25 protein-coding genes and 1 pseudogene are annotated in these 25,591 nt (G+C 39.9%); 14 read left to right on the top strand and 12 right to left on the bottom strand.

Annotation, left to right across the window (positions count from 1 at the left end; all coding sequences use genetic code 11):
* The first annotated feature begins 247 nt into the window (after positions 1-247).
* Complete coding sequence (locus QMA01_RS04250) at positions 248-454, top strand: hypothetical protein (protein WP_290214366.1); 207 nt, start codon at positions 248-250, stop codon at positions 452-454.
* A gap of 337 nt (positions 455-791) precedes the next feature.
* Here the strand turns inward: QMA01_RS04250 and QMA01_RS04245 are convergent, their stop codons facing one another.
* The gene (locus tag QMA01_RS04245) at positions 792-1,934 is read right to left on the bottom strand and encodes an endo-1,4-beta-xylanase (RefSeq protein WP_290214365.1); all 1,143 of its coding nucleotides are present in this window, start codon (positions 1,932-1,934) and stop codon (positions 792-794) included.
* Positions 1,935-2,597: 663 nt separating this feature from the next.
* Between QMA01_RS04245 and QMA01_RS04240 the strand changes: the two genes are divergently transcribed.
* The gene (locus tag QMA01_RS04240; RefSeq protein ID WP_290214364.1) at positions 2,598-2,825 is read left to right on the top strand and encodes a hypothetical protein; all 228 of its coding nucleotides are present in this window, start codon (positions 2,598-2,600) and stop codon (positions 2,823-2,825) included.
* Positions 2,826-2,874: 49 nt separating this feature from the next.
* The gene (locus QMA01_RS04235; protein WP_290214363.1) at positions 2,875-3,033 is read left to right on the top strand and encodes a hypothetical protein; all 159 of its coding nucleotides are present in this window, start codon (positions 2,875-2,877) and stop codon (positions 3,031-3,033) included.
* Between the two features lie 137 nt (positions 3,034-3,170).
* On the opposite strand, the gene QMA01_RS04230 is transcribed toward QMA01_RS04235, so the two are convergent.
* The 5 genes from QMA01_RS04230 to QMA01_RS04210 form a co-directional block, all read right to left on the bottom strand.
* A complete protein-coding gene (locus tag QMA01_RS04230) occupies positions 3,171-3,674 on the bottom strand; it encodes a hypothetical protein (protein WP_290214362.1) in 504 nt (167 codons plus the stop codon).
* A gap of 268 nt (positions 3,675-3,942) precedes the next feature.
* Positions 3,943-4,935 carry an aldo/keto reductase gene (locus tag QMA01_RS04225; RefSeq protein ID WP_290214361.1) on the bottom strand — a complete coding sequence of 331 codons (993 nt, stop codon included), beginning with the start codon at positions 4,933-4,935 and terminating at the stop codon, positions 3,943-3,945.
* A gap of 184 nt (positions 4,936-5,119) precedes the next feature.
* On the bottom strand, positions 5,120-5,977 hold the full coding sequence (locus QMA01_RS04220) for an SRPBCC family protein (protein ID WP_290185867.1): 858 nt from the start codon (positions 5,975-5,977) through the stop codon (positions 5,120-5,122).
* Between the two features lie 352 nt (positions 5,978-6,329).
* Positions 6,330-7,190, bottom strand: coding sequence for a glycerophosphodiester phosphodiesterase (locus QMA01_RS04215; RefSeq protein WP_290214360.1), 861 nt, complete (start codon positions 7,188-7,190; stop codon positions 6,330-6,332).
* Positions 7,191-7,367: 177 nt separating this feature from the next.
* Complete coding sequence (locus QMA01_RS04210) at positions 7,368-8,123, bottom strand: uracil-DNA glycosylase family protein (protein WP_290214359.1); 756 nt, start codon at positions 8,121-8,123, stop codon at positions 7,368-7,370.
* A 338-nt stretch (positions 8,124-8,461) separates the two neighbouring features.
* On the opposite strand from QMA01_RS04210, the gene QMA01_RS04205 reads away from it, so the two are divergent.
* The 5 genes from QMA01_RS04205 to QMA01_RS04185 are packed head-to-tail and all read left to right on the top strand — an operon-like array spanning position 8,462 to position 13,947.
* Positions 8,462-9,184, top strand: a complete 723-nt coding sequence (locus QMA01_RS04205) for a GntR family transcriptional regulator (protein WP_290214358.1) — start codon at positions 8,462-8,464, stop codon at positions 9,182-9,184.
* Positions 9,181-10,311 (top strand): iron-containing alcohol dehydrogenase, encoded by a 1,131-nt coding sequence (locus QMA01_RS04200; protein ID WP_290214357.1) that lies wholly within the window; start codon positions 9,181-9,183, stop codon positions 10,309-10,311. Before QMA01_RS04205 ends, QMA01_RS04200 begins: the two co-directional genes overlap by 4 nt.
* A 4-nt stretch (positions 10,312-10,315) precedes the next feature.
* The gene (locus QMA01_RS04195; RefSeq protein ID WP_290214356.1) at positions 10,316-12,064 is read left to right on the top strand and encodes a thiamine pyrophosphate-binding protein; all 1,749 of its coding nucleotides are present in this window, start codon (positions 10,316-10,318) and stop codon (positions 12,062-12,064) included.
* 3 nt (positions 12,065-12,067) lie between these two features.
* Positions 12,068-12,985: a bile acid:sodium symporter family protein gene (locus tag QMA01_RS04190; RefSeq protein WP_290214355.1), complete on the top strand. Its 918-nt coding sequence runs from the start codon at positions 12,068-12,070 to the stop codon at positions 12,983-12,985.
* Positions 12,982-13,947: an SDR family oxidoreductase gene (locus QMA01_RS04185; protein WP_290214354.1), complete on the top strand. Its 966-nt coding sequence runs from the start codon at positions 12,982-12,984 to the stop codon at positions 13,945-13,947. Before QMA01_RS04190 ends, QMA01_RS04185 begins: the two co-directional genes overlap by 4 nt.
* A gap of 1,224 nt (positions 13,948-15,171) precedes the next feature.
* Here QMA01_RS04185 and QMA01_RS04180 read toward each other — a convergent pair.
* Positions 15,172-15,423, bottom strand: coding sequence for a hypothetical protein (locus QMA01_RS04180; protein WP_290214353.1), 252 nt, complete (start codon positions 15,421-15,423; stop codon positions 15,172-15,174).
* Between the two features lie 399 nt (positions 15,424-15,822).
* On the opposite strand from QMA01_RS04180, the pseudogene QMA01_RS04175 reads away from it, so the two are divergent.
* The 3 genes and pseudogenes from QMA01_RS04175 to QMA01_RS04165 all read left to right on the top strand — a co-directional run bounded on the left by QMA01_RS04175 (position 15,823) and on the right by QMA01_RS04165 (position 17,165).
* Positions 15,823-16,162: pseudogene (locus QMA01_RS04175) on the top strand (hypothetical protein).
* 23 nt (positions 16,163-16,185) lie between these two features.
* Positions 16,186-16,830: an O-methyltransferase gene (locus QMA01_RS04170; RefSeq protein ID WP_053166703.1), complete on the top strand. Its 645-nt coding sequence runs from the start codon at positions 16,186-16,188 to the stop codon at positions 16,828-16,830.
* Positions 16,831-16,832: 2 nt separating this feature from the next.
* Entirely contained in the window at positions 16,833-17,165 is a 333-nt protein-coding gene (locus QMA01_RS04165; RefSeq protein ID WP_053166704.1) for an antibiotic biosynthesis monooxygenase family protein, read from the top strand.
* A 573-nt stretch (positions 17,166-17,738) separates the two neighbouring features.
* On the opposite strand, the gene QMA01_RS04160 is transcribed toward QMA01_RS04165, so the two are convergent.
* The 3 genes from QMA01_RS04160 to QMA01_RS04150 all read right to left on the bottom strand — a co-directional run bounded on the left by QMA01_RS04160 (position 17,739) and on the right by QMA01_RS04150 (position 19,531).
* A complete protein-coding gene (locus tag QMA01_RS04160; RefSeq protein ID WP_290186281.1) occupies positions 17,739-18,374 on the bottom strand; it encodes a DUF4181 domain-containing protein in 636 nt (211 codons plus the stop codon).
* A gap of 620 nt (positions 18,375-18,994) precedes the next feature.
* Complete coding sequence (locus QMA01_RS04155; protein WP_191715260.1) at positions 18,995-19,249, bottom strand: hypothetical protein; 255 nt, start codon at positions 19,247-19,249, stop codon at positions 18,995-18,997.
* Positions 19,250-19,381: 132 nt separating this feature from the next.
* Positions 19,382-19,531 carry a hypothetical protein gene (locus QMA01_RS04150; protein ID WP_290214352.1) on the bottom strand — a complete coding sequence of 50 codons (150 nt, stop codon included), beginning with the start codon at positions 19,529-19,531 and terminating at the stop codon, positions 19,382-19,384.
* 286 nt (positions 19,532-19,817) lie between these two features.
* On the opposite strand from QMA01_RS04150, the gene QMA01_RS04145 reads away from it, so the two are divergent.
* On the top strand, positions 19,818-20,378 hold the full coding sequence (locus tag QMA01_RS04145; RefSeq protein ID WP_290214351.1) for a hypothetical protein: 561 nt from the start codon (positions 19,818-19,820) through the stop codon (positions 20,376-20,378).
* A gap of 1,086 nt (positions 20,379-21,464) precedes the next feature.
* Here QMA01_RS04145 and QMA01_RS04140 read toward each other — a convergent pair.
* Both QMA01_RS04140 and QMA01_RS04135 read right to left on the bottom strand, forming a co-directional pair.
* Complete coding sequence (locus QMA01_RS04140; protein WP_290214350.1) at positions 21,465-21,719, bottom strand: DUF1871 family protein; 255 nt, start codon at positions 21,717-21,719, stop codon at positions 21,465-21,467.
* 110 nt (positions 21,720-21,829) lie between these two features.
* The gene (locus QMA01_RS04135) at positions 21,830-22,381 is read right to left on the bottom strand and encodes a MerR family transcriptional regulator (RefSeq protein ID WP_290214349.1); all 552 of its coding nucleotides are present in this window, start codon (positions 22,379-22,381) and stop codon (positions 21,830-21,832) included.
* Positions 22,382-22,685: 304 nt separating this feature from the next.
* Between QMA01_RS04135 and QMA01_RS04130 the strand changes: the two genes are divergently transcribed.
* Together QMA01_RS04130 and QMA01_RS04125 are read left to right on the top strand one after the other, a co-directional pair.
* Positions 22,686-24,212: a hypothetical protein gene (locus QMA01_RS04130; RefSeq protein ID WP_290186293.1), complete on the top strand. Its 1,527-nt coding sequence runs from the start codon at positions 22,686-22,688 to the stop codon at positions 24,210-24,212.
* Positions 24,213-24,267: 55 nt separating this feature from the next.
* The gene (locus QMA01_RS04125) at positions 24,268-24,867 is read left to right on the top strand and encodes a hypothetical protein (RefSeq protein WP_290186295.1); all 600 of its coding nucleotides are present in this window, start codon (positions 24,268-24,270) and stop codon (positions 24,865-24,867) included.
* Positions 24,868-25,591 lie beyond the last annotated feature (724 nt).

Raw genomic sequence — 25,591 nt, 5'->3', positions numbered from 1 at the left:
GTAGTCACCATGCTACAGTTCTTTTTTATTGACCGAGGATATTATTTGCTTCCTGTAGACTCAATGATACGTAAAATGTTTAATTACAATAATCACTTAGAGTTTGTTATAAATTATTAGTTTGGTACTATTGAAATAAATAATTTTAATAATAATCTGTATTGTCCCAAGCTGGTCTATCTCAACGATTGAAAGCTCTTCATTTTTGAGAGAACTATTATTTGCATAAGAAAGGGTGAACACTGGTATGGAGAAAATAGAAAATTCTCAATGGAAACTTAGTATGGCTGGTTTTACAGCTTTTGTGTTAGCTACTATTTTCTATTTAATAACTGGTCCTAATGTACCGGGAATACTTGGCTTTTTGACATCCGCTATAGTATTGTTCATTCTGAATGCTATTTATGTTTTATACACAAAAAGGAAATCAAGGAACATAAAAGATCAGCAATAAACCAGCTGCTAGACCTCTGCTATTCCGACCATATAAAACTGTCCGTAGTACAATGCAGAATGGTTACTGATTAATGCCATTAAGGAGTTCATTATTGATTAGGTGTGAATGAGAATATCTTATTGTTGCTTCAGCTTGACCATTCTCAATTCCAACGATTTGATATAGGCTGTCGAATTTGTATCATTCTTTTCACTCCGCTTGGTGTGTATCCCTCTATTTAGCATCCCATTTTTTATATTATAAAAAACTGCCTTTCCGTTGTTTGTAGTACTAAACAACGGAAAGGCAGTTCAAAATTAGAAACAGTTATAAATCTCAAATAGCCAATTTTTTATTAATCCATAATAGCCCAGTAAGCGGGTTTCACTTTATAATCGCGTCCAAAAACAAATGGTGCGTCCACTCCGACGCCGTCATTGTATTCTTCAGCACGATCATTCAACCATGTGTGATTATCAGCGATGCCCCAGAATGTGACACTGCTGATTTTGTCATCCAGTTTTTCATAAAGTTCGAACAAGTCATTGTAGCGTTCTGCCTGCGCTTGGAAACGTTCTTCTGGAATGTCTTCGTAAGTCGGATAAGCCGGTCTTGGCGGCCAGCCGTAAAGGCTGATATCCAATTCCGTGATTTGATTGTCCAGTCCGAGGCTCGCAAACATATTGATGGAATCCTCAGTTTCCTGAAGGGAAGGCCAGCCTAATTGAATGTGTCCCTGATGCCCTACGCCATCGATCGGCACTCCATCTGCCAACAAGTCTTTCACCAGGTTATACAACTCTGTCCGTTTCGGTTCTACTTCAGTATTGTAATCGTTGATATAAAGTTTAGCGTCTTTGCCGGCAAATCTTCTGGCAGTCTCAAAAGCGACTTTGATATAATCCGTTCCTGTCAATTGGTACCATTGAGATTCTCGAAGGCCGCCGCCATCATCAATGGTTTCATTGACCACATCCCACGAATCGATATCATTTTTATAACGTTTAACGATTTCTTTCACGTGCTTTTCCACACGCTTAAGAACGATCTTTTTATTTTTCTCACGTTTCTTCACATCCGTTTCATCAACCATCGGCTTGCCTTTCTCATCTAGGAAGAACCATTCGGGGACTTGGCTATGCCAGATCAGTGTATGGAAACGGATTTCCATATTATTTTCTTTCGCGAATTTGACGATTTTATCTGCTTCTTCAAAGTTGAATTTACCTTCTTCAGGTTGAATCGAAATCGGCTTCATGACGTTTTCAGCCACAATGCTGTTGTAATGTTTCTTCAGCACTTCTCCGCTTTCGCCTTCAAGCTGAAAAGGTTCGACCGCAGCACCGATTGCAAAAGAATCAGCGTATCGTTCATAGATTGGATCAACGTCCAAAGCCTTAAGGGAATCTTCAGCATTTGCGGAACTATTCAATCCTGCAGGTAATAAAAGTGCTAAAGCCAAGCCAGTGATTACGGGTTTACGTAGAACTTTCAGCATTTCTTTCTCTCCTTTTAAAATCAATTTTTAAAAAAGGTCATCAGAAATCTCCAATCCTACCTCCTGTCTGAAGTTTTAAGTTTGCAAAGCACTTATAAGAAAGCGTTTTCATATTCCACTTTGCAAGCCCAAAATGATTATAGCAATATTCAGTTAGTTTGTACGTTATATAAACTAAGTTTTTACCCATAATCCTCAAAAGAGTTATATAGTAACAGAAACGTTAAATTTAAACTCCTGAAAATATAGACTGAATAGTACGAAAATACCAATAGTGGAAAACAGGATTGTTTAAAGATTCTTCTCCACTTGTAATCGACATTATCTTGGGTCTGAATCTAACTTAACTAGAGAAATATCCTATTTAAATTCAATTAAAGGCCGTCCTCATTTATCGAGTACGGCCTCTCAATCATTTTTAGCAAAGCTTATCTTCTGTATTCCAAATTTTTTATTAGATGATCAACTCTGGATTCTATTGACCATAGAGATTAACTTCCGCCCCCCTCCTTAACATACTGAGATTAGAACTAAGTAAAACTCATGATCCGCACTCAAAACTTCATCCTTCATTACTCAAATATATTGAATTATAAAAATTGTTTTTAAAAGTATGATAAGGTAAATACATGTAATTTTAAATCTAGTGAGGAGGCGATAATTTTGTTAAAAAAACTGACTATAGGCTTCGCACTGGCAGTTCTGATCTTAAGTATCTTTGAATTAGTGGATGACAGCTTAGAGCTCTCTTCTCACACTATCTTCTTAATGATGTCTGGCGCCTTTTTATTATTTGGGATTGAAAAAGTTAAAGAGGGAATGAAACGAACTGGAGCTCTCTATTTGCTTGTTTTCTTGCTTTCATTTATGGCAGCTGTTTCTTCATTTTGAATTCGCTTTTCTTCCTGCCATGTACATAAAATTAATAGGAGTTGTGAAAATGAAATACCTGATCATTTTAATTCTTGCAGTCATACTTACCTGGTCGATTATCGGCGTGATTACTCAAGATATGGATTTTGGTGGAATGGCCCTCTTCATCGGCGGAATTACTTGTGGATACCTTACCCGAAAAGCAGTCGAGCCGAAGGGCGAATAAACTCAAAAGAAGAAACATCCACTTTGAATTTTCTTCATTTAAATGTCCTTTAAATTAAGCTGTGCCCCTCTATAATTGCTTAAAAAATCCAGTTAGAAACTGGATTATGCACTGTTATGTATACTAAAGGCCACATCTCACAAAACCGCTTTACGTTGTTTTCTATTCTCTTTAAAGATAGTTAAAAGCTGTAATCCATCACTTGGAAGTCCACCTAAAAATGCAGGGTAAGTAATAGGCATTAACGTCATGATGAATGTAATTAAACAAATGAACGCAATTCCAGTTATGATAGCGCCTATTACACCAGATATTAAAGTTGAGACTAAATACAAGGCTATAAAACTAAGGATTGAAGCAATCGGTCCACCTACAAGAAAAATAGCTTGTTGTTTAGAAGTAGTTGGCGGTAGCTCTTCCGGAACCACTGAGTAACAGACTCCTGAAATGGCAATGTTTACATAACAAGTAATTCTCCCGATCCGAAACCTCAGTTTTTTCTCTTTGCTGGACGAACCCACATAAACTTCCGCTTTTGCTTTCTTAACGCTCATTATTAAAGCTAGTGCATGACCCATTTCATGTATAAAAAGCGCCAATGTAATCATAAGCAAAACTAATATTAATTCCAATAGCATCATGATAGTGCTTACCTCCATTATTTAAAAGTATGAGTTCAAAAGCTAGATTATTTGAAATAGTTCATTTTTATTTTAACATTTATTATATTAGAATCCAGTATTTTCTAATTCAGCGGACACTATTCATTTTATTCTTAGATAATAAATTCTAAAAAGCGCAATTCCGCTCTTCCCGAAAAATAATATGGCGTACACATTTAAAAATAAGCACAAAAAAAGTTCCGGCTATTAAACCGAAACCTTTTTGCTACTGCTACATCCACTTAATTTACATCTTACTTCCCGGCAAAACCGCTTTAGAAGAAACGAGTCCGGTTTCCATAAGTTCTTCCCAAAAAGCAGCTGGAATCTCCGCCTTCATAGCTTGCAGGTCTTCTTTGATGCGATCTGGCCGTGTTGAACCTGTTACTACCGCCTTCACTGCCGGATGCGCTGTCGAAAATTGAAGTGCTGCATCTTTTAAGTTCACATTATGATTATTGGCCACATCATTAAAGTGGTTGACTCTCTTCTGGATGTCAGGCGAAATTTCCTGGTAATCAAAATGGTCTCCTCCGAGCAAGGCACCGGAGTTGAAGGCCGATCCGATGACAAGTCCGCCTTCTTTTTCAAGTGCCAGCCGCATCATTCGCTCAAGTGCACGTTCATGCTGAAGCAGTGTGTACTGCGTTGCGGACAAGTTCAAATCCGGATGGGCCTCCTCCAACTCAAGCGCCACTTCGATCGGTGTTGTCGTGTTGACACCGAGTCCCCATGCCTTGATGATCCCTTCGTCTCTGAGGCGGTCCAGCACTTTAAAGGCACCTTTTCGCGCTTCATCAAATTTTGTAATCCATTCATCTCCAAGAAAATCCGGTGACAGGTCATGCACAAAGACCATGTCCAAGCGATCCGTTTTCAGGCGTTTCAGGCTGTCTTCAATCGATCGGAGCGTCCCTTGTTCTGTATAATCCGTTTGTATTTTGTTCTTGCGGCCATGTTCGAACAGGCCTTCTTTTTCTTCCTCTTCGTCCAGTATAATCCGGCCTACTTTTGAACTCAGCAGGAAGTCATCCCGTTTATAGGAAGACAACACTTCTCCAAGTCTAAGCTCAGCCAATCCAGCTCCGTAAAACGGCGCCGTATCAAAATACCGGATGCCTTCTTCCCAGGCGGACTGGATTGTCTTCATCGCTTCATCTTCCGGTACCGCTCTGAACATATTGCCGAGCGGCGCTGTACCTAGACCCAATTTGTTTTTTATGATGATTTCGTTTTTCATGAGTGAGCACCTCTTTAATAGATAGATTTTGTGAATGCATCTATAAGTATCTACCCGTCTGGAAATTGGATAAACTGGGACAATGCTGTAGCAATTCATCAGTTAAAATGGACCCTGTAAGCTTTCGCTTTACAAGGTCCATTCCAAAAGTTAATTGATCTTTTTAAGGTACATCTGGTTTACACTAGCCAGCCAAGTTCTTCAGAATGCTTTGCCATCCTTGGCGCTGAAGATGCAAATTGTTTTGCTGTTCGGCTTCAAAGCGTTCTTCGATCAAACAGCCATCAGGCTTCTCAAAGATATCGATCCGTACCTTGCGCCCGTCACCCAACGCAAAATACAATTTTTCAGGAGGTTCAATGTCTGTGTAGGTGCCCCCAAAATCAAAAGATTCACTGCCGTCCTTAGCAGCCATTTCGTAGTGGAATTCGCCTCCAATCGCTAATGTATTTTCAGCGTTCGGACAATGCCAATCATCGCTGGCGTAATTCCACGACTTTACTTTTTCAGGCGTGACAAGCTTTTCCCAAATCTCCTCGGGACGTTGGCTCGACTTTTCACGAAGGGTGATCACTTTTCCTACATCTCCACTGGTTTGGAGTCGAATCGCCATGCGGTCAAAAGAATTTTCCCAGTTAGCTTTAAACTCTTCAGCCTCTTCTTCCGGCACATCCTGCTCTACTTCAAAAGTACACGTACCGTCTTCCTTTGAGGTGAATGTATAATTCTCGAGGGCTGGCGTCCATTCCCGAGCCGCAGGAGAATCATAGTCATCGACACCCCCCATCACCAAGCCCGCGTGCTTGATTGAAATAAACTCTGGCCATCGGCTTTCTGCAATTTCCGATATCATTCCACTTTCCAGCCCATTTTCATCTTCCCCCACAAAACGAATCTTGCTGCCCTTTGTCCATTCCCCGTAAAAAGTGGAGCCTTCAGAGAAGGCTTCTGTCCAAAAACGATAATGATCCGGATCAACCACAAGTTCCCAAAGCAATTCTGGAGCGACATTGAAATCTCTTTCAAGCCGGATTTTAATCATGATTTTCTCCCTTCTTTCCGTTGAGAGTTACCCCTCTTGATTTTATACAACATCATTTTTTCAGTAACTTTTAATCATCTATTGAACGATAGCCGATTTCATTCTGTATACTCAATTATACATCTAAGAATTCACAATTTACAGACTACTATCTTGAAAACTCATGTCCTAAACTAATTTATCGAATATAAGAAGATCATTCACATGCTTACTTCTTTAAAGGAAATGCGAAAACAAAGAAAAGCGCTTATCATTGTTGATGCTTAACAAGAATAATAAACACCCCAGTCGAAGAAGTTCAAAGTGGCAGCTGAGCTTCTTATGAATTGGGGTGCTTTGTGTATTTATTAAATTACGAGTTTTTCACGGGATGATAATAAACATGCTCTGGAAAATCAGTAATGATTCCATCGACATTCAAATCGAATAGCCGCCATGCTTGTTCTTGCGTTCTTGAAGTGTACGGAAAAATATCCATCCCCGCTTCATGGACATCACTCACCAATTCGTGCGTGACGATGTTCATTGTTGGATTAAAGTAATCAGCGTAAGCCGCAAATTGAGCTAATTGCTCTTCAGTTACATTCGCCCAACTGCCTCCTGTCAAAACGCCATGGGAGAGATTCGGCAATAGCTCTTTCGATTTTTTCACGGCTTTGTGATTAAAAGATTGGATGATGATTTTATTGTTATTCGGCTTACTCATGTTTCGTTCGATCAACGCATCCGCAATTTTCTCTTCCACTCCCGGATAAAGTTCCGGAGCCTTCATTTCAATTAAGATGCCCGTTTTCCCGCGGAATGCATCCAACACTTCCTCAAAAGTCGGAACCTCTTCACCCGTATAAGCTTCACTGAACCAGCTGCCCGCATCCAACTGCTCAAATTCCTCCAACGTTAAGTCGCCCACTTTGCCCGTTCCATCGGTTGTACGATCTACAGTCGTATCGTGAATGACAATGAGCTCCCCATCCTTTGTCATCTGGACATCAATTTCAATATAGTCCGATTTCATTTCAACGCCTTTTTGAAAAGCTTCCATCGTATTCTCAGGTGCATGTCCCGAAGCTCCACGATGCGCAATATTCACCATCTTTTGCTGCTGCTGTTTGGTTAGCACCTTGCCTGCTTCTCCCTGTTCGGCACCAAGTGCTGATCCTGTAAATGCTGTCAACGCCAAGCTTGCTGCCAATATGGTAACAATTCGTTTCATTCAACCACTCCTTATGTATTTGATAACTCAAGCATAAGCAGTGAATGTATTGTAGGTATGAATAGAGCATTAAGAAAGGTTAAGTAAATGTAAATTAACGGAAATATTTTTTAGCCAAACAAAAAAGGACTTGCATAAGTCCTTTTCCTTTACCTATAAATAGTTCAGCTGGCTATTTCACTGCTTTTCACGAATAAAATGATCGTTCAGCTTTTCTTCCATGGCAGCTTTGTTTTCGTCAAACTGTCTATGGCGATGGCCATTGCCGCCCGATGGATGCGGGAAGCCCGAAAGGATATTTCCCGGTGCAACCACCCCTTGTTCCGACAGATATTGAAGAGCATTCGAAACGTTGACGCCTAGTGGAATGATTAACGCATCCTGCAGGTTTTCCAATTCTGTCGCAAATTTGTCCGTAATGTATTTCTTCAACATATCATTTTTCAGCAGGTTCGGTGTCGATCCGCTGTAATTTTTCCCGTTATAAAATACAGGATAAGCGAGAACCGAAGTCGTATGAACCAGGTGGCTAGACTCTTCAAACAACTCAATGCTTGAGAATAAGCCAAGATGCTCATTTAAGCCGAGTTCATCCAACAGCTTGACCAGGTTCTTTCTCATGGTCCCTTCAAAACTGGAGTTATTCTTCACTTGGCGAAGAATTTCTTCGTTATCACTTTCTGTTCCAGCCGCCTTAATTACAGTCGAAAAGGACTTTTTCATCTGATGCATGCCAGGCGTAATGCCAACAATGACGACTTTCGCCCCTTCGTTTACATATTCAAAAGGAGCGTAGTAAATCTCCAGCTTTTTCTTATCGTCTCGTTCAAGAAGAAATTTCTCGTCGATCAATGCCTCTTCTGTATAGGTCGATGGCATGGATTGAATCAATTTTTTGTACTGCTGAAACTTTGCGTATTTTGCGATTGCCATGGATGTGTTGCTCCTTTTTACTGAATTAATTTTTGCCTTTTATTATGTCGTTATCTATAACGTGATAGCTCAGCTCTTCTGCCACAGTGTTCTCCCTTTTTCAGTTACTTATGACTAAAAATTATTACGAAGTTAACCTTCTCACTTTAAACTATTACATACATTTATTATTACTGCTATCTCAATCCCTATCTATTTTTATCTGTAGGGATTTCATCTCTTCCTTCGCTAATTTTTAGAATATTTAAAATTTGTGTAGTAATTTTTATACCCTTTCATTATAATCAAACTTACAACAACTGGTAATGACGTCATGATGAATTTAGGAGGCGGTAAGAATGTTTGACACAGACAGCCCTATTCCCTTTCACTTTCAGATCCGGGATGTGCTGAAGGAAGAAATTGCTGAAGGTGCCTATCAGGAAAAAGTTCCGAGCGAACGGGAATTGATGGAACGGTTTTCTGTCAGCCGAACAACGATTCGAGAAGCGATTAACCACCTTGTCAATGATGAGATCGTGGAGAAAGTCCATGGAAAAGGAACTTTTATTAAAAGAAATAAGCAAGTTCATGAATGGCTGCATGCTATTCACAGTTTGACCGATACTGTAAAACAGATGGGCATGAAACCAGGATCAAGTTTATTGTTCAGCGGCCTTGTCACCCCTCCCGATTCTGTTGCCGGGTGCATGAACCAAAAAGAACTGCATCTTATCAAACGGCTCCGAACTGCAGACGGAGAACCGATTGCTATCGAGAGCCATTATTATGAACCGAAACTTGGCGCTTTGCTCGACTCTTATGATTTGAATCTCATCACCATCTACGACGTTTTGGAAAACGACTTGCACGTTACCTTGCACGAGGCTGAACAAGCCATGACATGTAAGCCCTTACATTTTGAAGATGCAGCAAAGCTTGGCCTTGACGTGGGAGTCAATGCCTTGATGGTTGACCGTCTGATCAAAGACTCTTCAGGACAGCCCATTGAATATTATACGAGCGTCGTAAAGCCCGGAATGTATGTATTCAAGCTTAAGATGACAAAACAAGGACGGTGAATCCACTGGTTTCAACAATGTATTTTGCCCCACAACTCATTCACGGCGCCGGGAGTGTAAAGAACTTAGGCATTGCCTGCCGCACGGTCCAAGCAACTTCCCTTTTCGTTTTACTGAGTGAGCGAACCAAAAACAGTTTAGCGGACGCATTGTCCTCAACAGGGGTTCCCCTCCACTATTTTACAGACTTTCAAAGTGAACCGACGACCCTTCATTTGCAGCATGCGCTAGGCGAGTTCAAAAAATCACAGGCAGATGGCATTCTGGCAATTGGCGGAGGTTCGGCTCTGGATTTGGCCAAAGCGCTCTCGGTTCTTGCTGCGAATTCCGGACTTGCATTTTGTGACATTCCGCAGCATAACAGCTTGAAGAAAATCCCGCTGATCGCTGTGCCGACAACGGCTGGAACAGGAAGCGAAGTCACCAAGGTTGCGGTTATCACGGACACCAAGAAAAACCGCAAATTAAATCCAGGACATCCTGCATTGATTCCTAATATCGTGGTGTTGGATCCCGAGTTGACCGTCAGCATGTCGCCGAAAGTCACTGCAGAAACCGGTCTCGATGCATTGGCTCATGCCATCGAAGCGTTTGTGTCGAATCTGGCCTCTCCTATCAGCGATTCTTTTGCGCTTGAAGCCATCCGCCTGATAGGCCGTTCCATTCGGACAGCCTATCATGAACCGGGAAATTTGAAAGTGCGTGATGACATGTTGCGCGGAAGTTTGTTTGCCGGACTCGCCTTTTCGAACAGTTCAACGAATCTGGCACATGCAACAGCGCGGCCGCTCGGCACCCGCTTTCAGTTGCCTCACGGATTAAGTGTAGCTCTCTTGCATCCATATGTGATTTCGTTCGGAAAAGATGCAGCATGCGAACGCTATGAGGAAATTGCAAAAGCGCTCGGTGTCGACAACGTATTGGCATTCATTAACGAGTTAAATGAAGAGTTTCAATTAAAAGAAGCCATCAAACACATCGATTGGGAACAATTCATAACGCAAATCCCATTGCTGGTGGAAGATGCATTATCAGGCAATGGCATTAAAACCAATCGCAAAATACCGACAACCGAAGATATTACGGGCATTTATCAAAAACTATTAACTGACTTTACAGGGGGCTAACAAAATGGGAGAAATTACAGGCGGCGAAGTATTAGCAAAAATGCTTCAAATTGAAGGCGTTCAAAACATATTCGGCATCATCGATGGCACATATTTCGGGTTTTATTCAAAGCTAAAACCGCATGGCATCGAACTGGTCACACCGCGACACGAAACAAGTGCAGCGCATATGGCAGGCGCTTATGCCCGTTCTACCGGGAAGCTCGGCGTCTGCATGGCCAGCAACGGCCCGGGAGTGGCAAATATCCTCCCTGGGTTGGTGGTTGAAGAAGCGGAAGGAAATCGCGTTCTCGTCATCACCAGTTCGCGACGGACAGGCATTATGTATCCGGACCGTGGCGGCACCTATCAATGCTTCGACCAAACAGGTGTCATTTCCCAATTCGCAAAATGGAGTGAGGCAGTCCCTTCTTTCGACCGCATACCGGAAATGATGCGCCGCGCCTTGCGGAAATGCTACGAAGGCCGGCCTGGCGTTGTGCATTTGGATATTCCTGAAAATATCCTCAACGGAAAAGTCAAAGCAGATCCGGCATTTTGGCAGCCGCATCAATACCGTTCGATGAGCCAGCCGGAACCTGCAGATGCGCAAATTGACCAAACCGTGGACTTGCTCCTACAAGCGAAGTTCCCCGTCATTCATGCAGGCTATGGCGTAATTCATGCGCAGGCTTCTGAACCGCTTGAGAAAGTCGCGAAACTTTTGAATACACTTGTTACGACCAGTTGGGCAGGACGCGGTGCGATTCCTGAAAGCAGTCCTCACGCCATGCCGATGGTCCATATCGAAGCGAATAACAATATCCGGAATGAATCCGACTTGGTGTTGGTCCTGGGTTCACGCCTCGGCGAAACCGATTGGTGGGGCAAGGCGCCATATTGGAATAAAGATCAGAAAGTTGTCCAAGTGGATCTCGATCCAGGTACATTAGGCGGCAACAAACCAGTCGAACTGGCCATCCACGGTGACATTGCCAGCTTTTTAACGAAGCTTCATGACAAATTGGAAACTAAAAAAGACCAATTGAACACAGCTACTATGCAAAAATACATCGAACGATTCAGCCAGGAACGGGAAAAAGACCGCAAAAAACTGGATGAAAAGCTTTCCGACACATCAGCTCCTATGAATTCCGCTCATATTCCCGCAACCGTCCAAAAAGTCTTTCCGAAAGACACGCCGGTTGTATTTGACGGGGGCAATACCACCATCTGGTCAAACTTCTATTACCAGATTGAAAAACCAGGAACCGTTTTCTCCACGTTTAAATTCGGCATGCTGGGTGCCGGAACTGCCCAGGCACTTGGGGCAGCTGTCGCCAATCCAGGAAAACCGGTCATCTGCATGATCGGCGACGGCGCAATGGGCTTCCATCCACAGGAAATCGAAACGGCTGTGCGCAATAATCTGCAGGTCATTTACCTGGTTTTCTGTGATAAGCAATGGGGCATGGTGAAAATGAATCAGCATTTCGCCTTGAAACCGGTGAAAACACTGATCAAAAAATCGCTCAGTGCAGAAGAAAGCATCAAATCCGATCTGGGCGAAATTCAATTCGACAAGCTTGCCGAAAGCATGGGGGCCCACGGAGCGCGTGTCAGCGATCCGAAAGATCTGCGCTTTGCACTTGAACAGGCATACGCCAGCGGGAAATGTGCAGTGATCCATTGCGACGTCAACCCTGTGATGCATATGTGGGCACCTGGCCTGAAGTATTTCAAAGACCTACACGCTGAACCAAAGGGGAAATAAACCATGGGAATCGATGATATTCAACTCAATTTCAATCCGACGACTTTGTTATTGATGAATATTTTAATCGGGTTCATCATGTTCGGCGTCGCGCTGGACTTGAAACCCGCCGATTTCAAACGGACGCTGCGCTCACCAAAACCGTTCATCATCGGGCTCAGCGCACAATTTTTCATCATGCCAGCTCTGACGTTTCTACTGGTTCTGATCATCCAGCCACTGCCAAGCATCGCCCTCGGCATGTTTCTTGTTGCCGCCGCTCCAGGTGGAAACCTGTCGAATTTCCTGACTCATTTGGCGAAAGGCAATACGCCGCTTTCCATCAGCATGTCGGCCGTCTCCACTGCCCTGTCCATCGTCATGATGCCGTTGAATACGGTTTTGTGGGGATCCTTGTACGGTCCGACCAATGAAATTTTGCGGTCTTTCATGATTCAGCCTGGCGACCTTGTCCAGTCGATCGTTATCCTGCTCGGTATCCCTTTGGCACTCGGCATGTATGTGAACCATAAAGCACCGCGCTGGTCTGCCAAAGCAAGTGGTTGGATGAAAAAGTTTTCGATTGTCTTCTTCCTGTTATTTGTGGCCGGCGCCCTGGCAGCGAATTTCAATTATTTCCTGGAATACGTCGGGATGGTGGTTATAGCGGTTTTCCTTCATAATCTGCTCGCCCTATTAACCGGTTATTTTTCCGCCCGAGCTTTTAAGCTTCCGGAACAAGACCGGCGGGCAATCGCCATTGAAGTAGGCATCCAGAATTCCGGTTTGTGCCTGATCCTGGTGTTCAACTTCTTTGACGGCCTTGGCGGCATGGCAATCGTTGCTGCCTGGTGGTCGGTCTGGCACATCATCAGCGGCTTGACGCTTGCATTGTATTGGTCTAAACGCCCCGCACTGAAAACCAAAGAGGTGACCGTATGAATATCTTAATCACGGGTGCAGCCGGCTATATCGGCAGCCAGCTCGTACAGAAATTAGAAGGGCTGATAAAGGCACAGGATAAACCCTGGTATATTATTGCGACGGATATCCGCAACCAACCGCATTATGCGACGGGTCCAAAGACAAGCTATTATAAAATGGATGTCCGTGCTGCTGAGTTTACGGATTTCATGGAAGAACAAAATATCGATACAGTAATCCATTTGGCCACCATCGTAACACCCGGCAAGAAAAGCAACCGGGAATTTGAATACTCCGTTGACGTCCTCGGCACACAAAATGTGCTGGAGGCTTGTGTGGCCGCGGGAGTAAACCGGATCGTCGTCACTTCCAGCGGAGCGGCATATGGCTATCACCCCGATAATCCCGACTGGCTTGTAGAAACCGATCCGTTACGGGGAAATGAAGAGTTCGCCTATTCCCACCATAAACGGTTGGTCGAAAACATGTTGGCGGATTACCGCATAACGCATCCGGAATTGGAGCAGACTGTCTTCCGCATCGGGACGATTCTCGGAGAAAACGTCAACAACCAAATCACGGCGCTGTTCGAAAAACCGGTGGTTCTGGGAATCCGGGGTTCAGAAAGCCCTTTCGTCTTTATTTGGGACCAGGACGTCGTAGAGTGCCTCATCCAAGCGATTTCCAGTGAAGCCACAGGAATATTCAATGTCGCGGGTGACGGTGCAGTCACCATAACAGACTTAAGCAAAATGCTTCAGAAGAAGACCATGCGTTTGCCTGCAGGCGTCGTAAAGAACGGATTGTTTGTATTGAAACGCCTGAACCTGACCCAATACGGAGAAGAACAGTTCAATTTCCTCCGCTACCGCCCGGTTCTTGATAATACAAGATTGAAAAAGCAATTCGGCTTTACGCCGAGCTTTACTTCCAAGGAAGTTTTTGAGAATTATATTGGGAAGTCTTGGCCGGGTGAGTAGGAATTATGTGAGTGATGAATAGTTAGTCGATTTTTAAAATCCTTATAAATTAATAACCCCTAACCGGAGAAAATTCACGTTTTCTCCGGTTAGGGGTTATTTTGCTATTCAAGCACTCCGTTTTCGGAAAGCTCTTCTCTCTGCGTATATAATGCATTTCAAGCATACAAGAATCGACTTGTTTTGATCGTCAAAATATTTCCGTGGTTCGACCGCTTTCTATATATACCGCATATTTCTTTATAAATTTCAATTTGGTATATTCCTCACTGCGACTTTAACAGCGGTAGTAGCAATCAGCGCAATTACTAACAGCAGAAGAAAGTAACCGCTCTCTCCCTGGCAGGATTGTGTGCGATTACTCTTTGAGATAAATATTCTTGTAATTTGGTTGGCTGCTCTTTTGCGGCATGTACTGCATTAACAGTGTGTAACGGCACTCAATCTTTTGATATCCATAATAGAGCATACTGTTTTTTTAGGGAGGAAGCAGAATGCAAGATAGTTTTTCGTTCCCTATTCCTGATTAAGGAATGGCAAGCCGACCTCTCGTTCAAGGTCTTTAAGAAGTTTAGTCCTTTTTAAAGCCGTTCAATACTGTAATTTTGCATTGAATATAATTTTTTTATGTTTGTATTTTAAGAGTCTAACCATAAAAGATGGCTAATATTGAGCTTATTAGAAAACTTCACTATGCGGAAAATGATCAAATCATAAGACTTGGGCTATTCACGACAGACAATTCGAAAAACATTGAAGCAGAATGAGATTTTTCGCTATACCCGGATCGCCCCCATCAAAAGGCCAGCGATTGATGCATTCAAACCTTTGATTCTTCAATGAAAGCAGAAGACGCACAGCACTTCACATATTACCAAACGTTTGAATTAGCTAGCTTACAAGACAATACGTAGCCCTTTGTTGAAATGATTGCGCAGCATGTTGAAGAAAGTTTAACGATCTATTTAAAAGCGATTTGCTAAGTGTGATGTCTTTAACTTATTCATTTTCTAGATCAAGTACTCACTACAGCTATATATTCGCTTAATAAGTATTTTGCGAACAAATAAAGGCTCAGTTAGGAAGCTAACCGATATACATGGTCCTCTTCCCTTTATCTGTACTTCTCAGCTTACTGATAAGTATTTGCAGTTTTATCGTCTTTAAAGGTATAGCGGTAGGATGATTGTTTGCTATTATTGCTGCTTTCATAATGGTTCTATATTAGAGTTGACTAAACTCTGTTCCAATTAATAAAAGATATGCCATTCCTAACATTGCAATATTTGATAGAGTTCCAAAAATGACGTACCATATTTCTTTAGATCCTAAAGCAAACCCTATCCCTAAAAACGAAATTAAACCAATGATTATTGCATCTATTTCATCATCTATAGGTAAAAAGAAGAAAATCATACTTGTTATAGCTGCAATTATTGATAAATCCCCTAATATATTTCTTGTATTTTTCTTCATCACGATTCCCTCCCTACGAAAATGTCCATGACTTAATCTAACTAGCTTTTTAAAAAGGAACTTTAGAAATAGATTCTATAGAATTACTGGAATATCCTTCCTAACTGGATTCGTTAAATGACCCTTGAACAGATTGCCTTTAGTTACGGAAAATTTTATCTTGGATGTGACAAGTCTTTGATGAACCGTTCGCAAAAGTATACTTTTGCAGACAGAAAGGGAGAGTAGATGCTAGTCAAAATGCAAATTCTCTCCCCTTCTATTTATGCAGCTACCGATAAGCGATCATATGTTAACTTCCATCCTTTTAAATTTCTTAGTTTAAAAAAGACCAGTTTATGTTTCTATTGACATTTTGTATACAAATGTATACACTTGAATTGATTAGATTGTATACATTTGTATACAAGGAAGGAGCGCTGATATGAAACACGAAGGGCAAAGAAACTCAAATTGGGACAGTTCTGCTCTAGAGGAGGACGCTAGATTGAAAGACCATCGTCCTCATCGCCGCGGCGCAAAAACATTTCGCCGTGGAAGAGCCATTGCATTTTTAGAAAGACTGCATACTAAACGTTCTACACTAAAAAAACAGCTGGAAACCCCGGAACTGCAAACCATCCATCCTATTTTAGTGGGTGAACTAAAAGCGACTGAATCGATCATCGATGAGTTTATTCAGTTGTTTGAAATTAATGAACATGAAGAAACAGCAGAAACGAAAGAAAGTGAAAAATGAGTTGGAGTGAAGGAGTGAATTCAATGGATAAAATAAACAGCTACATCGATTCGGTTTTTCTTCCTCAGGACATTCTTTTAGAGGAAGTTCTTCTGTCTATCACAGAAAACGGAATACGGCCTATTTCCGTATCGCCTTCCTCTGGAAAATTCCTTACCATGCTTGTTTCCCTTTTGGAGGCGAAGAATATCCTGGAAATCGGGGCTCTTGGGGGGTATAGCGGGATTTGCCTTGCAAGAGGATTTGGGAAAACAGGAAAATTAACTTCCCTTGAACTAGAAGAAAGCTATGCAAACTTGGCACATAAAAATCTGGCTAAAGCTGGCTTCGGCAATCAAGTAACTTACATGACTGGACCTGCTTTGGAAAGTCTTCAACAATTAGCTGAGGATAATAAGAAGTTTGATTTTTTCTTTATCGATGCTGACAAAGATAATTATGAAAACTATTTGAATGAGTGCATTCGACTGGCTCAAAATGGCGCTCTCATTGTCGCTGATAACGTACTTGCGAACGGCAGTGTTGCAGACGAACATGCAGAATCGAAACGCTATACGGAATCGATGAAGAAATTCAACGAAATTGTTGCTGGTCATCCTCAATTGGAATCTATACTTATTCCAATCGGTGATGGAATGACCGTTTCAAAAGTGAAAAAGGAGGAATAAAAATGTTTGTACAGATCCGGAAATGGACGCTTACAGAAGGAAATACAGATAAAATCATTGAACGTTTTACAAGAAAGCCAGAACAAGGACCTTCGTTAATCGAACAGCAAGAAGGGTTTCTCGGCCGTGAGTTACTGGTGAAAGATATTCGGCGCGGTGAAGAAGAAGTGTTGATGCTTGTTCGTTGGGAATCAAAAGAAGCCTGGAAATCCTGGGAAAAGAGCCCGGAGCATATCGCCGGACATAAAAAGAAAATTAAAGAGAATGGCGCCAAACCGCCAAAGCCGGATTATATAATCGCCATGGAGCATGGCAGTTACACAGTGATTGAATAAAAACAGGGCAAATTGACGAAACTCAATTTGCCCTGTTTTTATTTTAGGAGGAAGAATTAAGACTTAGATAACTGCGGATTGGCCATCCAATGCTGTTTACTTACTTTAATTTAAGTAATCATTGCTTGCGCAAGTGATAGTAGAATCAGGTGTATTCCCCCTTCTCCTTTTTATAAGTTCCTTTATCCGTTCATGAAAGTACATTTCTATAAATAAATATAGAAGAAACTCAATATGAAGTTCCTTCCGATAACATCATGATATGTAAACCTCATTCATTTTAGATGAACTCTTACAAAGCTTGGAAAGCACTACTTGATATAATAAAGGTTACGCAGTCAATTTTTTCTGCTAAGCCATTTCAATGCTCGTCAAAAAAATAGAGAAATGCCTTTCCGCTAATAATCGGAAAGGCATTTCTCTATTATTCAGTTTTTAATACCACGATAATAATGAAAAGACTGTAAATAAGCAAAAACCATGAATTTTGCCGGTTCCGGACAGTATCGCCAACTAAGTGGAGAATTCCACTACCAAATGCTTCAGCTTCCCATGCGGTTTGCGCTTCCCTTGTCACTCCACCGTTACTTCCGCAGCAAGAGAATACGAAAAGTCAGCGGGCAGATCGAACGGCATCACACGCACCAAATCTCCCTCCTTCAATTCTTCATACGCCTCCACTTTTCCTTTGAAAACCGTGGCATCCGTCAAATGCACGTCCTCAACAGATGAATCGCCCCAAAAGCCAGTTGACACCCTTTCCACAGTAAAACTTGCTTCCGCTTTTTCAGTCACGACCCCCTCAATGATTCCTAAAAAGAATGAACTTGACTGGATCAGCAAGGCAACCGCAACGAGCCAGACAAACATTTCGCTCAACATGAAAAGGGATTGCTTCGGGTGCTTGGAAGCTTTCCACTCAAAGTACGCTTCCACTGCATAAGTCAGAATGATAAATACAATGAGATAGACGAGCATATAAACAATTGAATTCTCTTCGGCAATGACATAAAACAACGTTGCCATCCCTGCAATCAACAGGATCCCCCGCACAAACCAGTCCACTTTCAAGTGAGTTTCATTTATATAATTATTCGAAAAGAACTTCTTCTTCCGCGGCTCGACCTTCAGCCACTTCTTGAGAGCGAATTTGATGATGGCGTTCACTGCGTACACGATAAATAGGAACAGTAATATCTTAAACCACATATTGCGACCTCCCTCCACTTACTTTTGCTGAATAATCAAAAGAACTCCTTAGGTTGAAAATAGAATGGGAGTACTTCCTTATTTTTTCACTGGATAGAAGCAGGGAAACACCTCCGCTACCTATAATATTACCTTACCATTTGCATAATATTCGAAATACTGTTTTTTGTTATTTTTCATCATATCTAGCTCTCCCTTCAAACGGTTATAAAAACATCAGTTCATATTAATACCCGCTACTTTAAAAACCTGCAACAAACCTCCAGAGAATATGGCCGTTCGTAAAAGTACACTTCTCCAAGCAACAAGGGAAGAAACCTTAAACGAGTTCCTTCCCTTCTGATAACTTTACGATATGTAAACTTAGATTCTTTCAAAAACACGATTTTATAACCATAGAGAATAGCCTTTTGAATGTATCATTTTTTCTAGCAAATCCATTCTTATCTCTCGCTCTTCGAAGATCACTGAAATAAAGGTTTTGAATGTAACTTACTTACCATTATGTTACATTCAGATTCATACTCTTTACTTCAAATAAAAAAGTTATCGAAACAAGGACTTTCCCCTGCAGCTTCTTAAAAATAAATAAGAATGAGTTCTTGGAAAGATTTATATATTCATTTTTCTTGCACTTTTTTATAAGAAATTGTGAAAACAATGGTAGCTAGTGCAAAGAAAAAAACGCCAATAGCTGTAGGTATATATATAAATCCATTCATCATGCTTTCAGATGTTGTCCATGACCCGGCACCCGAAGGTCTCGAAATAAATATGGCCACTGCTTCCCCGTTTACACCTAGTATTAAAGCTAAGACACCTAAACAAAAGAAAACTACAACCAACTTAAATGAGTTCAAAAAGCTATTTTTCACGTAAATCCTCCTTCTTACTTGTCCTCAATAACTGTCCGAATGTCACTCAACTGTCCGCATATTGCCTGCAGATTCAATAAAAAGCCGTACGCTTTTTCGAATGCGACTTTGAATTTAGTGAATTTAGATAAATTATCTTCTGTATTCGAATTTTTTTATAAGGTGATCGATTCTGAGCGCAATGTAAATGAGCACCATTGCCGCAATAGCCTCCCAAATCCTCCCGAAAAAGAACCCGATGGCTGCACCGAAAGCAATGTAAATGACCAGCGTTTTTTCCATTCCAATAACCCCCTCTATTTCTAAAAATTAGTATAACTTAAAAATCGATGAGGTTATTTTATTTTTTTGCAAGCCCCTATGAATTGGGCATTTGAATGTAACTTACTTGCCATTAAGTTACATTCAAAATCAAGAAAAAATTATGAATAGCTAATTTAAAATAACTTTTTCATTGGAAATGATTGGTATAATGAGTGCTGACAAAGGTGATTTCTAATATGACCAGTACAAACGAAAAAAGTGCAAGAATGGACGGGTATCCTACAAAATCCGATGGAGGTAAAAAATGAAGAAGAAGTTGTTGTTTGCTCTTTTATGTATTCTAGTAATTGGTGTTGGTTATACAGTATTTTATGTTAATCAGTATTCTGTTAAAGACAATCGAGCGTCTATCCATGCTGATTTGACGACATGGGAAAGTAGAGGAAGTGAAGAGGAAATTGAAATTAAAATCCTGAAAATGACACAGATCAACCATACTACATCGTACGTTGTGCTTTTTGAGACAGCAGATAAATATGTGGGGTATGCACACTTGCTTAAAGGGTGGAATGGACAATTCAAAATTGTAGAATCAGGTGCAGGAACGAATATTGTCAAATACCGTGACCTTAAAACGAATCAAGGCGTGTATGGTATTCTGGCTGGAAAAAACCCGGATTTACAAATCGATCACATTACGGCGAAATCTGAATTTACCGATGAGGACTTCAGTTTCACTTCACCTATTCCTGAAGATGCAACGTTTTTGGTATACAAAAAACTCCCTGAAGATTTAAAAGAGACTTTTCTTACCTTTACGCTTTACGATGAAAACGGAAAGGTAATTGAGCCGGCAAGTGAATAGAGTGATAGACAAAAAGAAGAATAAAAGCCTCTGTAATCAATAAACTGAATGTAACTTAATTATGATTAAGTTACATTCAAAACCAATAGAAAAAGCTTTGTAAATCCTTTTTTTTAGAAAAAATGAAACTATCCTGGAAGTTTATTAGTATATTAAGAAACTAATAAAACTGAAAGAAGGAAAACACATGCACTTTATCATTATTTTTTTTAGCATATTCGTTCTTATGGTCCTCCTGAATATCGGAAGTGAAATTTTAATCATGAGAAATGGTTTTACCAAAAAGAACAACTTGAAAATTCTACTTGCCTCTTTTGTTGGGAGTCTGGTAATCAGTCTTTATTATTACTTTGCTCAAGGTCTTGATTTTTAACGGTGAAAGTAAATACAAAATTTTTTTAAAAAGGGAGAAGATTAACTATGGATAGTAAAAGAAGTACTTTTGATTATATTGTAATCGGGTTGGCGATAATTGGATTTGGTCTCCTGTTGTTCAATCCCTCATTTGTAGGCGACGTTTTTATCAATATAATTTTTGTTGTAGTATTAATCACTTTTGTCTTCCGGCTCTTTCAGCTAATAAAGCTCAGGCAGTTCGGCCTGTTATTTGTAGTGATGATCATAGGCATAATTTTAATGGCATATTTTTTATACGATAAAATATAAAAAAAGATCGATTAAAAAGTAATGAGCAAGAAAAAAGTCCTCCAGCACAATGGAGGGCTTTTGAATGTAACTTACTTGCTAATAAGTTACATTCACTTCTAGCTATTTTATTAGACTCCTACAAAAGCCATAATAGCGATACTCCATGTAATTAATACAAACGATGTTGTGAGCCAAATTGTATTAACCGTTGTTTGCTCGTCCTTTTTCACCTTTTTGATTATAGTCACAAGATTAAGGCAAAATATAATACTCAAAATTGGGACGAGGTATACACCAATAAAAAGAAAAATACTTTCCATATAATTCCTCTCCTTTTTTCACTTACTGCACTTTTAGGCTTCTAGCTTTAACGTATTAAATATCTTTGAATGTAACTTAATTCACATTAAGTTACATTCAAAATCAATAATAAGTAGCTTATGTTTTTTTAGCAGCTTCCCATATTTTCAAAGCTATCGGATAGCACTTTTCGATTGATAAAAAAATCTCAAACCATTTTATGAAAACTTGCCGGATTCTTAATGCAAGTTCATCAACCGATTCCACATTAGGCAAGAGTGCAACAATATCTTTGATTTCAGGGTTGTATTCGTTCTCAGGGCCTTCTGGGTCCAATAAACCAATCGGGTCCCATTCATCAATGATACTTTTAACAACTTTATACTCATCCATAGCTGCCCCTCTAATCTATAGTTTTAACTTTTTAGTAACGTCTTATATGTATAGTTGAATGTAACTTAACTGCACATAAGTTACATTCAAATCCCTTAAATTAGCGACTTTTATTTGTTCCAGATTCTTGCCCATAAACTTCGTGTGTCTTTTTTAGGTGTGACCGTTTCAGGTTCGCTTTCTGGTTGCTGTGAGGACGATTCTGGCGCATCTAACTCCGGTTCTTCCGGTACTGGTGCAAGTAACTGCTTCTGTTGCGCTTCCATCCGATCGATCTTCTGCTGCATTTTCTCCAGGACTTCTACAAACATGATATCCCGTTCTTTTTGGCGCTCTTCTTGTTGCTGCAACTGGGTTTTCAGCTCTTTGACTTCATTTAACGTAGCAGCTGCTATGTCGTCGCTATCGCGCTCGCGTGGCGCTACGGAGACGCTCTTTTTTAAACCACTAGAGGCTTCTATGACAGCCTCTTCAAGCGATTTCTTACCGCTATGTACTGTCGCTATGATGCCTTCAATCGCTATACACTCGCTATCTGTGTAGAGACGGGCATTTTTATGTGTTCGTTTGAATTGAATGCCCTCATGTTCAAGCAAAGAAGAATATTTTCGCAAAGTAGAGGGTTGGATTTTTAGTTTAGAACTTACTTCACTTGGAGTCATCGAACACTCGCCCCTCTTTTTTTATTTACAATTTATATATAACTCTAAAAGAAGTTGCCACCTTCTCAAAGGTGTAGCCTTTGTTAATCAGTTTCTATAATTATTTACCCGTTTGATCTAACTCTCGTTTTATAAAATCTATATTACATCTCAATCATCAAATTAATTAGATTAAAGTACATTAAAAGTCAAAAAAACATCATAAATTTATAAATAAAAATTATTTTTAATTTATGTATACTATTTGAACCAATACCATTAGACTATATTAAAACCAAAATTTAGTTATAATGGAAGTGCTTTATTGAAAAAGTCATTAGCAATGGGGTTAGTATTTATTTCTATATTCACATTTTCTCAATCTTCGTATGCCACAGTTCCTACATCGTCGCCAGTTTCTATAAATAAACAAGTAAGTTCAGGCGGAGAAATTATCAGTCCTGAAATTGCTACTTCAGCTTTAGAAAAATATATCAGAGATAATGGATTAAAACACGCTGATCAAGAGCTTATTCTACAAGAATTTTTGTATGATGTTGATGATACTCTTGTCGCTTACTACTTCACAGTAAAAAACGATGATGGTTATTATATAGTAACGGCTGTTGACTCTTTAAATCCAATTAATGAGTATAGCGAGGAAGGCAATTTCCCAACCGATTTTAAAGAAAAAGGAGATAAAAAAGCTTATTATTTAGGACCTGGTGCTGTGGTTTTCTTAAATAATACTGAAGAGTTGAAAGCATGGTTTCAAGATAGTAAAAAACAACAAGTCGAATTGTTTAATCAACAAAAAAAAGAATTTAAAGCTGTACAGAAAGAAACTAAAATAAAAAAAGAAAAATTAATTATTGAGATTAAAGCAGGTAATAACTTAAGTGCTCAGAGTAGAAATGCAATTACAGAAAAACAGACTTTAGTCGATACGTTGAGTGAAGATGAAGCAGAAATACAAATGTTATTAGAAGATGTCACAGCTGAATCTGAGGATTTAGAACGGGGCGCTTTGGAACCTTTTGATAAGGACAATGAAAGAAATGAATTTTGGGATGAATTATTAAGTGAAACTCCCCTTGAGCCAGCTTCTTCGTTTTCAATAGCTGATGAGCAAAGTGCTTTTGATGAAACAGTAGAAGAAGATAGTACTCCAGAAGAAATAATAGTCGAAGACAGTTACGAAGATACAATAATAGATCCAATAACCGGAGAAATAGTTTCAGGTGTAGTGACATCTGCAGCAACCTCTTATAGTCAAACGTTATTGGTAGAAAGATTTTATCAACGAGGGCCATATGTAAACTTTCCAAAATCGGCATGCGGACCCACAACAGCTGCCATGATAATGGACTATTACCACGATGTCCGTAAATTTAATATTCGAGATGAAACTTATTTTTCTGGAACCTCTTATGATCAAAAAGTAGGTAAACTTATAAACAACATGCGTAGTGACATGGGGGCTGGACTTGCAGGATCAACATTACGGCAATTATCCAACGGGATGATAAAACATATAAATGAAACTGCAACATCAACATGGAGTTATACAGAAGTCAAAGACCCACACTTAAGTTCTTATAACAATAGTTTGAAATATAGAAATGCTTTAAATAACAGACATCCGGTCGGAATTAGGTTTGACTATAATTCTGACACTACGGGTTTGAAATATCATTTCGTTGTAGGTGTAGAATGGAGATTAGCAGGGGCTAAAAAAGACGATCTAAAGATTGGGTATAAGAATCCAGATGGAATAACTACCGGTATACAAACGATAGATTGGGGAAATAATGTGAAAAACTTCGAATTTACTTCTCTATCCTATAAATAGAGAGAAGAATCCTATACTTTTTTACTGTTAATTATTTGAATTGAGGAGGCGGAAAATGAAAAAAACTCTTTTATGGATTAGCGTGGTTGTTGTAATAATCCTTGTTATCTTTCTTGTAACTGGGTATCACACCACTCCAGAGGGCGCATTCGAAGAACTGCAACAATCAACAGATGCTACACTTATTCCTATGGTACACGAGGAACATGTAATCCTGATAGATGAAAATGGGGCGCTTTCCGTTGCACTCATGACCACCGAGCGGCGCTTCTTGTTTAACATATTTTACACAGACTTCGAAATTTTTCCTACCAACCTGAATGTGTTTGATGTAAATCTAAACCATACAATTGCATTTCTACACGCACCGGAAAATTCGGAATACACTTACGGCCTCGTTAAAAATGAAGAGGTCAAATACTTAGCAGGTTCATGGTATCCAGAATACGAAGACCCGTTAGCAGTTTATCCATTGACAGACTATATTTCTAAAGACGATGTCGAAGATGTCATTCTCTGGTTTTTCCCTCAAGAGTTAGAAGAGGACACAATATCCTCCGACCTTAATTTTCTAGATCGAAACGAAGAATTAATTGAGGAAATTAAAAAGGATTTTACAACGGAAGAATTTTTTATTGAAGAGATTAATCCATAGATAAGATGAGGAGAACTTACACAAAATAACTGTGTCCATTTTGAATTTTCTGCAGAGGATTTGATCAAAATACAATTGGCAACATCTACTTATCAATCAAAAAAAGAGAAAAGAGCATAAGCCTCTTTTAAAAGTAAATGAACCAGTTTACATATCACAAGTTACCGGAAGTTAGAGGCTGAAAAAATGATAAGGGAGGAATTTCTTTGAATTCCGATCAATATGGTTCGGGTATAATAACCCTACTCCTGGGGGTTGCTTGTTTAGTAGCAGGAATAGTCTACATAAAGAAAAAAAGATTTCTTGAGACAGATGATTTTAGCGGATTTCAAAATACACTATTCCTTCCACCAATCGTAAATTTCTGGCTATTAAAATTGTTTTTGATCATAAGCGGTTCGCTTTTTATATTATTCGGTATCTATTTAATCGTAATTGGTGTGTTTTGAATAAAATCTCTGCGGTAGGCTATCAGAAGTAGCAGGAATTCTAATAGCCAAATAGGAAGAGCTCCTAAAGTTAAACAACTTTCTAAATGAACTTGACGATAAAAAGAACATAGATCGAGATCACAGTTCTATATTTGTCTTCGAATTTTTACGAATTACAAATTATAAGAGCCATTAAGAAGAGAAAGAAGATGCTGAGTTAATAGCATCTTCTTTCTCTTTAATTAGGAGACTTCCGATAATTCGGGATATGTAAACTAATCATTAGAAATATT

It is taken from the genome of Planococcus notacanthi, from assembly GCF_030407825.1.
In the GTDB taxonomy this organism is placed as follows: Bacteria; Bacillota; Bacilli; order Bacillales_A; family Planococcaceae; genus Planococcus; species Planococcus notacanthi.
The sequence above is the reverse complement of the archived record's forward strand: the minus strand, read 5'-3'. Positions and strand labels throughout refer to the sequence as shown.

Coding starts and splice junctions, on each gene's coding strand:
- QMA01_RS04250 (WP_290214366.1), top strand. CDS start 248: ATGGAGAAAATAGAAAATTCTCAATGGAAACTTAGTATGGCTGGTTTT.
- QMA01_RS04245 (WP_290214365.1), bottom strand. CDS start 1,934: ATGCTGAAAGTTCTACGTAAACCCGTAATCACTGGCTTGGCTTTAGCA.
- QMA01_RS04235 (WP_290214363.1), top strand. CDS start 2,875: ATGAAATACCTGATCATTTTAATTCTTGCAGTCATACTTACCTGGTCG.
- QMA01_RS04230 (WP_290214362.1), bottom strand. CDS start 3,674: ATGATGCTATTGGAATTAATATTAGTTTTGCTTATGATTACATTGGCG.
- QMA01_RS04225 (WP_290214361.1), bottom strand. CDS start 4,935: ATGAAAAACGAAATCATCATAAAAAACAAATTGGGTCTAGGTACAGCG.
- QMA01_RS04220 (WP_290185867.1), bottom strand. CDS start 5,977: ATGATTAAAATCCGGCTTGAAAGAGATTTCAATGTCGCTCCAGAATTG.
- QMA01_RS04215 (WP_290214360.1), bottom strand. CDS start 7,190: ATGAAACGAATTGTTACCATATTGGCAGCAAGCTTGGCGTTGACAGCA.
- QMA01_RS04210 (WP_290214359.1), bottom strand. CDS start 8,123: ATGGCAATCGCAAAATACGCAAAGTTTCAGCAGTACAAAAAATTGATT.
- QMA01_RS04205 (WP_290214358.1), top strand. CDS start 8,462: ATGTTTGACACAGACAGCCCTATTCCCTTTCACTTTCAGATCCGGGAT.
- QMA01_RS04195 (WP_290214356.1), top strand. CDS start 10,316: ATGGGAGAAATTACAGGCGGCGAAGTATTAGCAAAAATGCTTCAAATT.
- QMA01_RS04190 (WP_290214355.1), top strand. CDS start 12,068: ATGGGAATCGATGATATTCAACTCAATTTCAATCCGACGACTTTGTTA.
- QMA01_RS04185 (WP_290214354.1), top strand. CDS start 12,982: ATGAATATCTTAATCACGGGTGCAGCCGGCTATATCGGCAGCCAGCTC.
- QMA01_RS04180 (WP_290214353.1), bottom strand. CDS start 15,423: ATGAAGAAAAATACAAGAAATATATTAGGGGATTTATCAATAATTGCA.
- QMA01_RS04170 (WP_053166703.1), top strand. CDS start 16,186: ATGGATAAAATAAACAGCTACATCGATTCGGTTTTTCTTCCTCAGGAC.
- QMA01_RS04165 (WP_053166704.1), top strand. CDS start 16,833: ATGTTTGTACAGATCCGGAAATGGACGCTTACAGAAGGAAATACAGAT.
- QMA01_RS04160 (WP_290186281.1), bottom strand. CDS start 18,374: ATGTGGTTTAAGATATTACTGTTCCTATTTATCGTGTACGCAGTGAAC.
- QMA01_RS04150 (WP_290214352.1), bottom strand. CDS start 19,531: ATGGAAAAAACGCTGGTCATTTACATTGCTTTCGGTGCAGCCATCGGG.
- QMA01_RS04145 (WP_290214351.1), top strand. CDS start 19,818: ATGAAGAAGAAGTTGTTGTTTGCTCTTTTATGTATTCTAGTAATTGGT.
- QMA01_RS04140 (WP_290214350.1), bottom strand. CDS start 21,719: ATGGATGAGTATAAAGTTGTTAAAAGTATCATTGATGAATGGGACCCG.
- QMA01_RS04135 (WP_290214349.1), bottom strand. CDS start 22,381: ATGACTCCAAGTGAAGTAAGTTCTAAACTAAAAATCCAACCCTCTACT.
- QMA01_RS04125 (WP_290186295.1), top strand. CDS start 24,268: ATGAAAAAAACTCTTTTATGGATTAGCGTGGTTGTTGTAATAATCCTT.